7 protein-coding genes are annotated in these 7,412 nt (G+C 53.3%); all 7 read right to left on the reverse strand.

Annotation, left to right across the window (positions count from 1 at the left end):
* Positions 1-323 precede the first annotated feature (323 nt).
* Positions 324-551, reverse strand: a complete 228-nt coding sequence (locus tag ACPLUI_RS08685; RefSeq protein ID WP_424659870.1) for a heavy-metal-associated domain-containing protein — start codon at positions 549-551, stop codon at positions 324-326.
* Positions 552-685: 134 nt separating this feature from the next.
* The gene (locus tag ACPLUI_RS08690; RefSeq protein WP_424659871.1) at positions 686-1,657 is read right to left on the reverse strand and encodes a sulfite exporter TauE/SafE family protein; all 972 of its coding nucleotides are present in this window, start codon (positions 1,655-1,657) and stop codon (positions 686-688) included.
* A gap of 178 nt (positions 1,658-1,835) precedes the next feature.
* On the reverse strand, positions 1,836-1,976 hold the full coding sequence (locus ACPLUI_RS08695) for a hypothetical protein (RefSeq protein WP_424659872.1): 141 nt from the start codon (positions 1,974-1,976) through the stop codon (positions 1,836-1,838).
* Positions 1,977-2,025: 49 nt separating this feature from the next.
* On the reverse strand, positions 2,026-2,406 hold the full coding sequence (locus tag ACPLUI_RS08700) for a uracil-DNA glycosylase (RefSeq protein ID WP_424659873.1): 381 nt from the start codon (positions 2,404-2,406) through the stop codon (positions 2,026-2,028).
* Between the two features lie 122 nt (positions 2,407-2,528).
* Positions 2,529-3,317 carry a DUF72 domain-containing protein gene (locus ACPLUI_RS08705; RefSeq protein ID WP_424659874.1) on the reverse strand — a complete coding sequence of 263 codons (789 nt, stop codon included), beginning with the start codon at positions 3,315-3,317 and terminating at the stop codon, positions 2,529-2,531.
* Positions 3,314-6,472, reverse strand: a complete 3,159-nt coding sequence (gene dnaE, locus ACPLUI_RS08710) for a DNA polymerase III subunit alpha (RefSeq protein WP_424659875.1) — start codon at positions 6,470-6,472, stop codon at positions 3,314-3,316. The genes ACPLUI_RS08705 and dnaE overlap by 4 nt, the downstream gene beginning before the upstream one ends.
* A 77-nt stretch (positions 6,473-6,549) precedes the next feature.
* Positions 6,550-7,412 (reverse strand): MFS transporter (locus ACPLUI_RS08715; protein WP_424659876.1); only part of this gene is annotated, 863 nt, incomplete at its 5' end.

Below are 7,412 nucleotides of genomic sequence, written 5' to 3' on the forward strand. Positions count from 1 at the left end.
GATTTTTTGCGGCTCCGCAGCATCGGGCACCGCCAGGCCGCACTTACGGCAGTCCTGCAGCAATCCGCCACCCCCCTTCAAGCTAATACCACTATAAACTAACAATCATTATTATACTATATAATTTTAAGCTAATACAATAATCTACTTGTAAACTACTATACGGTTTGCCTTTTTTATTCAAGAACACCAACGGGTAACGAATGGTTGATATAAAAAAGAGCGGCTTTGAGCCGCTGCTGTAAAATTTGGGTTCAATTACCAGGGTATCGCCAAAAAGCCAGCCCGAAACCTGGCTGGTAGCAAGCCGGAGCCTACGGGTTTTAACTGTTAAAAAACCGCTTGACCGTATAACCTGCTTCCATCACCGCATTGATCAACTCATCCTGGGGGGTTAGCTCCGGGTCGAATATCACAACAGCGGTTCCCGCTGTCCCATCAACGCAAACCCAGCTGACACCGTTGATGTCCTCCAGAACTTTCTTTACTTCCAATCTATCATCTTCAGAGCGGATACCCTCTATGCGCAGGAGCAAATTTTCACTACCCACCACCGGTGTCCCCCTTTAAGGAATAAAGCCGGAGCATACTTTACAAGTGGGTCTATCCATTCTGTGCCCATGGTAACATAATGGTCTGTCCTTTTCAATGAAAAATAAGTGACAATCTTATACTGTTTAATCGGTTACTTTGTGAAAAACTGTATTATATAACTCACCGCGAGGAAGGTGACCAGGCAGCCCAGGATCCCCCGGATCAGCCGGTCGGGCAAATACTTTTGCAGGTAAGCCCCAAAATAGGTACCCAGCAAGCCACCCACACCAAAAAGTGCTCCAAGCAGCCAGTCGGGCGATACGCCGGCCCGGGCACCAGCTGCGGTAAGGGACAGGAGGTGGTAGACAACGACCCCGGCGATGGAGGTGAGAAAAGTGCCGGCCAGTGCGGCCCCTGCTACGGTATAAATGGGCATGCCGAGAACGGAGACCACAAAGGGAGCGATGATGGCCCCCCCGCCGATGCCGTAGATACCGCCTATCAGTCCGACCACCAGGGCCAGGGCAAAAACTACCGGGGTGCTGAAAGAGAAAGTTTCCCCCCAGAAGTCATATTCAATTTTGCGCAGGGATACAGAGCGGGTTTTGACCACCGCCTCCGGGGGCAGGCCCGCGGCCAGGCGGCCTGCCGATTCACTTTTGATCTGCTGAACCCGCTCGCGGAACTTCTTTTCCAGGTTCTGGGTATTTTCTTTGCTTTTCAGGTAACGTCCGCTGGTTTCATACAACAACCGTACACCCAGGTAGAGCAGGACCAGCCCCACAAAAAACTTGAAAGCTTTGGGGTCGGGCAGGTAATGGATGCGGATCCAGCCACCTGCGAAAACTCCCGGCAACGTGGCGACAACCACCACCCAGGTGAGTGGCCAGGCCATGCGTCCTTCCCTGATGTAACGGGCGAGCCCACCGGGGATGGCCACAATGTTGTAGATCAGGTTGGTGGGACTTACGGCTGGAGAGGTGAACCCCAGTACACTAACCATGAAAGGCAGGAGCAAAAAGGCTCCGGATACCCCGGCCGAGGCCGTAATCGAAGAAACAAGGAAAGCCACCAGTGGAGGTATAAGGGGGAAAACATCAACTCCGGAAACGGGGAAATGCATGAAAACCCTCCTTTTCCAAACAGGTATCCAGCCAGCGACGGGAAGGAAGCGAAAAGGAGCTCGTGATATTCTTCACACACACCCCCACACATACCCTGCTTCGCAACACCGTTCAACAGGGCAGCAACTTGTTGTTAATATAGTAACATAACCATATCATGGCGGCAAGAACCGGCTATCACTTCCTGGAATTCCCATCAAGAACCTGATCGTATCCCGCTGGCCGTGATATTTCACGGGCAACCTTTTCCATGTCCTGTTGCAAAAGCTCCAGCTTGTCTCTCCCCCGGAATACTGCCGCCGGGTGGAAGGTTGGCATTATTTTTACACCTCCCCGTTCGAACCACTGACCCCGCACTTCGCTGATTTTAACCCCGGGCCCCAAAAGGGTACGCGCTGCCAGTGACCCCAGGCACGACGATAACCCGGGGCCGGATGAGCCTGATTTGCTCCTCCAGGTAGGGTGCACAGGCCGCGATTTCTCTCTTGTGGGGCATCCTGTTCCCGGGCGGCCGGCACTTGACCACGGAAGTTATGTAAACATCCTCCCGTTTTATCCCTGCCCCCGCCAGCACCTTATCCAGTAGTTTTCCGGCCGGTCCCACAAAGGGGCGGCCAGATTCGTCCTCCTTTGCCCCGGGTGCTTCCCCAACCAGCATCAAGGTGGTTCTGGGATTCCCTTCGCCCCAGACAATTCGCTTCCTGGTATCGGCCAGGGGGCAGAGACGACAGTCGTTCACAGGTAACATTTTGCGACCCTTCCTTCACCATGCTCTCACTTAAGCAAAGCACACTGCCTCCCCTAAATGACTCGTGCCTTTCCTGGCACCGGACCGGGTGCGGCAGAAAAGTTAATGATGTTTATTTTGCTTTACTGCACCGGTAAACCCATGCGCTGCAGGATCTCCCTGATCATGCGCCCGTTGATCACGGCCTGGCCGCGATAGTGGTTGTTCATGCTTACAAAGGTCTTCGTAGTTCTTTCGGCCAGTTTTGCGATGCGGGGTGCCCACTCCTTCAATTCGTCTTCTGAATAAAGATAATCATACCTTTCATGGGCTTCCTCGTGCTGCCACCACTTCTGATAATTTCTTCCATGAAAACGAACATAACCGATGGGACTGGTCGCCCTCACCGTTGGGGGAACCAGGGTTTTAAAAAGAGGTTCATCCACGCAGACATAACCCAGGTTGTTCTCTTCAAGCAGTTCGAAAGTATTTTCATTGATCCATTCTTGGTGACGGAATTCCACCACTACCGGAATATCCTCCATACACCTGCGGAATTCCTTCAAGTAATCTATATTTTCATCGTTAAGCCGGAAGCTGGAGGGGAATTGGGCCAGCACACAGCCAAATTTACCTGTCTCGATCAGGGGGGTCAAAGCGGCCTTGAAATCTTGAAAATCCTTACGGGTGTCTTCCCGCTCGTGGGTCAGGGTGTGGTAGGCCTTGACAACAAACTGAAAACCGGGAGGCGTCTTGGCCTGCATGTGGTAGAACATAAACCGGTTGGGCATGCGGTAATAGCTGCTGTTAATCTCCGTGAATGAGAACTCCCGGGCATAAAGGGAGAGCATCTCTTTTTTATCCACCTTCTCCGGGTAAAAGATACCTTTCCAATCCTCATAACTGTACCCGCCGGTACCCACCAGGATCATCCTGTCATCGTTCCCCTTTCACAAGAAAAAGATTCAATTTGCCCGGCCATGACTCTTGCATCTCCGTCCCGGCGACTCAAGCTCCCTTTTATGAACAGGATACCGGGAGTAATTTCCGCCAGATACTCCTGGTAGACACGTGGAGAGAGAACTACTTCCACCTGGGCCGTTTCATCCTCAAGCAACAGCAAAACCAGGTACTCTTCTTTTCCGGTTGGCTGGCGCCTGGCGCTGACCACCTGTCCGGCAATAAACACAGGGGTTCCTTCGGGCAAGCAGTCAAGTTTGCTTATAGGGAGCACCCCCAGCCTGGCAAGCTCCGCCCTCTGCAGGGCCAGGGGGTGCCCTGTTAGATAATAGCCGAGTATCTCCTTCTCAAGCTGCAACTGCCTTTCGCGACTGAACTCGGGCAGGGAAGACACCGGAGAAATCCCTGCGTCCCCGGGCCAGCAGCCCTCTTTGCCAGAGGTATTTTCCAGCAAGCTCAACTGGCCTGCTTCGCAGCGTAACCGGGAACGGCGGGCCGCCTCCATGATTCTGTCCAGTGAAGCCAGAAGGGTGGGGCGGGTTATGCCAAAGGAATCAAAGGCTCCCACAAGGATCAGGTTCTCCACCGCCTTTTTGCTTATTCTTACCCGGAAACAAAAATCATAAAGGGATTTAAAAGGGCCTTCTTTTAACCGGGATTCAAGAATGGCCAGCACCGTCGCCATTCCTACGCCTTTCACAGTCCCCAACCCCGCCCGGACCCCGTTTTCTTCCACAGTAAAGCAGTGTTTGCTGAGATTGATATCGGGCGGTAAAAAGTTCACACCCATGCGCAACCCGTCCTGCACATAGACTCCAGGTCCATAATAACCGGTACCGGTGCTCATAAGAGAAGCCAGGTAATAAGGAGTAAAATTTGCCTTCAGATAAGCGGTGTAGTATGAAAGATAGGCGTAGGAGGCACTGTGGGCTTTGTTAAAACTGTAACCGGAGAATTTAGTTATGAGATCAAAGATTTTTTCGATCTCAACTTTTTTGTACCCCTTTTTAATAGCCCCTTCAAAAAATTTTTGCCTGTACTGTTCAACCAGCACCCTGTTGCGAGAGGTAATTGCCCGGCGCAAGAGATCGGCTTCCCCCAGGGAAAAACCTGCCACCAGGTGGGCAATTTTCATGATCTGCTCCTGGTATAAAACGATACCGTAAGTTTCATCCAGGATTTCCTTGAGTTTGGGGTGGGGGTAATCAACCTTTTCTTCACCCCGGCGCCGGCGCAAAAAAGCTTCCACCACCCCCCCGCACCAGGGCCCGGGACGGTAGAGGGACAGGAGGGAAATAATATCGTCCAGGCATACCGGTTTCAACCGCTTCAGCAGCCTCCGAATGCCCAGGCTTTCCAGCTGGAAACAACCGAGGGTATCTCCACGGGAAAGCAAGTCAAACGTCACCGGATCATCAAGGGGAATGTCCTGGAGGGAAAGATTCAATCCTCTGCATGAATTTAAAAGTCTTAAGGTATCGTCAATAATGGTTAGATTGCGCAGGCCCAGCAGGTCGAGTTTATGCAATCCAAGGAAGGCCAGGGATTCCTGATCGTACTGGGTAACCACCTCTCCGCCACCGCCCCTTTTCAGGGGCACGCAGGACGAAAGATCCCGGCCGGAAACTACAACTCCGGACGCGTGCACGGAGGAATTGTAGATGAGACCTTCGATCCGGCGGGCTTTTGACAGGAGGGTTTTTACCGGTTCTTTTCCAGCCAGGCGAGCAACTTCCGGTAATGTCTGCAACGCGTGGTCCACACCCCCGGGCCCGGAAAAAGCCGGCAGGTGCTTGCTGAGGGAGTCAATTAAGGTGCGGTTGAGTTTCAGCGCCCGGCCGGCCTCCCGCACCGCCCCCCGCAAACCAAGGGTGTTAAAGGTGGCGATATGGGCAACCCTTTCCGGGCCGTACCGCCGGTGCAGGTACTCGAGAAGCTCCCCCCGCCGCCTCTGGCAGACATCCAGGTCGATATCCGGGGGGTCCGGACGGGATTGGTTTAAAAATCGTTCGAAATAAAGTTTATGCTTGATGGGATCTATGGCCGTAATCCCGAGAAGATAGGCCACCAGGCTACCTGCCGCCGAACCCCTCCCCGGCCCCACGGGGATCCCCCTGCGACGGGCAAAGGAAACCAGGTCCCGAACGAATAAAAAATAAGATGCGAACCCCATGGACCCGATAACTGCCAGTTCCTCTTCAAGCCTGCTCAAAAGCTCCGCGCCGGCGCCCGGATAACACTTTTCCAGTGCCTCAAAACATAATGAACGCAAAAACTGCTCCTGGTTCTGACCGGCAGGAACCGGATAAGAAGGGAAATCCAACCTGGGGAATTCCAGGCAACATTCCCCGGCTATTTTAAGGGTATTTTCCAGCGCCTCAGGAAAACGGGCAAAGAGAGCGGACATTTGAGAAGCGGTTTTAAAGTAGAATTCCCTGTTAGAGAGCACCGCGTGCGTACCCGGCTCCGGGAAGCCATGATTGCGTATGGCTGCGGCAAGGTCATGGACCTCCCCTTCCCCCGGGTCCAGGTAATGAACGTTGTTGGTCGCCACCAGGGGGAGGGACAGGCATTCGGCCAGCTCACAAAGCAAACGGTTGCATCTTTTCTCCTCCGGCAAACCATGATCCTGGAGTTCGAGGTAAAAGCCATCTGCACCGAAAATATCCCGGTACTGCCGGGCTGCATCTGCGGCCCGGGCATACTGGCCAGACAGAAGCAGAGAGGGTATTTCCCCCCGCAAGCACCCGCTTAAAGCAATAAGACCCTGACTATAACTGGAAAGAGTGTTCCACTCGACACGCGGGAGGGAAGAAGAGTTTGCAAGGTGGGCGGTGCTTACCATGCGCACAAGATTTTCATATCCCTTGCTGTCCCTCACCAGTACCACCAGGTGGTACTCAAGGTCTGAATCCCTGCTCAGGGAAAGTTCGCAACCAATAATGGGTTTTACGCCCATCTCGCGCCCGAGGCGAAAGAATTCAACAGCCCCGTACAGCCCCATGTGATCCGTAAGGGCCAGGGCAGACATGCCCAATTCCCTTGCCCTGGCCAGCAACTGTTCCGGGCGGGCCAGGCCATCCAGAAAGCTGTATTGGGAATGAACGTGCAAATGAACGAAAGTCATCAACCCCACCTGCAAGAACGGTTGTTCTGATCTATTATACTTGACCGGTGGGGTCTCTCACTATGGTATTATTTTCATCAAGCCGATTGCCCCGGTGCTTCCCGGGCTGCAGGCACGGCCACCAGCAGGCCGGCAACTCCCAGCCCCGCAGCAAAGAGCATCACTCCACGGTATCCCCAGAATTCGGCAATCAAGCCGCCCAGGAAAGGACCTACAGCATTGCACAGATTCAAAGTGGACTGAAAAATACCTCCGGCGGTGCCTCTCTCTTCCCCGCTTCGCAGGACAATCAACAGGGCACCGACGTAAAGGCAGGACCAAGCCACACCCAGAAAAGCCTGCACCACAACCAGGGCCGGCCGTGCAGTGATAAAAGCATAAGCCGTAAATACACCTATGGAAAGCAGTTGCCCAAAAGCAAACACTTTATTTTCGTTGAAACGTTCCAAAAAGCGCATCACTAAAAATTGCACGGCAAAATTGATCCCCCAGAGAAGACCAATCCAAAACCTGTCCATCCCCAGGGAGGAAAAGTACAGGGGCAGGATGATCCAGACAGCCGTAGCCCCCAGGTGACGCAGGAATACAGCCAGATAGATCTGGAAATTCCTCCGTATCACAAGCCACAGTTTGGGCTGAATTTTCCCCTTCTTTGCAGATGCTTCGTGGAAGGTAAAAGAAAGAGCAAACGCGGCCAGGCAGCAAACGAAACTGGTTAAGAAAAGCAGGTTGAATTCTTTTAAAAGTGCCGCTCCCACAGCCCCGAAGATCCAGCCCAGGGAACCATAGGAACTGAATTTGCCCATATCTGCGCCGGACTCAAAAGCATAGGCTATCAGCGCGGCGGTGGCAATCCCCAGAGCCAGGCCCACAGCAGAACGTACCAGGATCAACACCAGAAGGCTGTGCGCCAGTACCTGGGTGGCAAAGGCAAGCCCGC

It is taken from the genome of Desulfofundulus sp., assembly GCF_049701015.1.
Classification (GTDB): domain Bacteria; phylum Bacillota; class Desulfotomaculia; order Desulfotomaculales; family Desulfovirgulaceae; genus Desulfofundulus.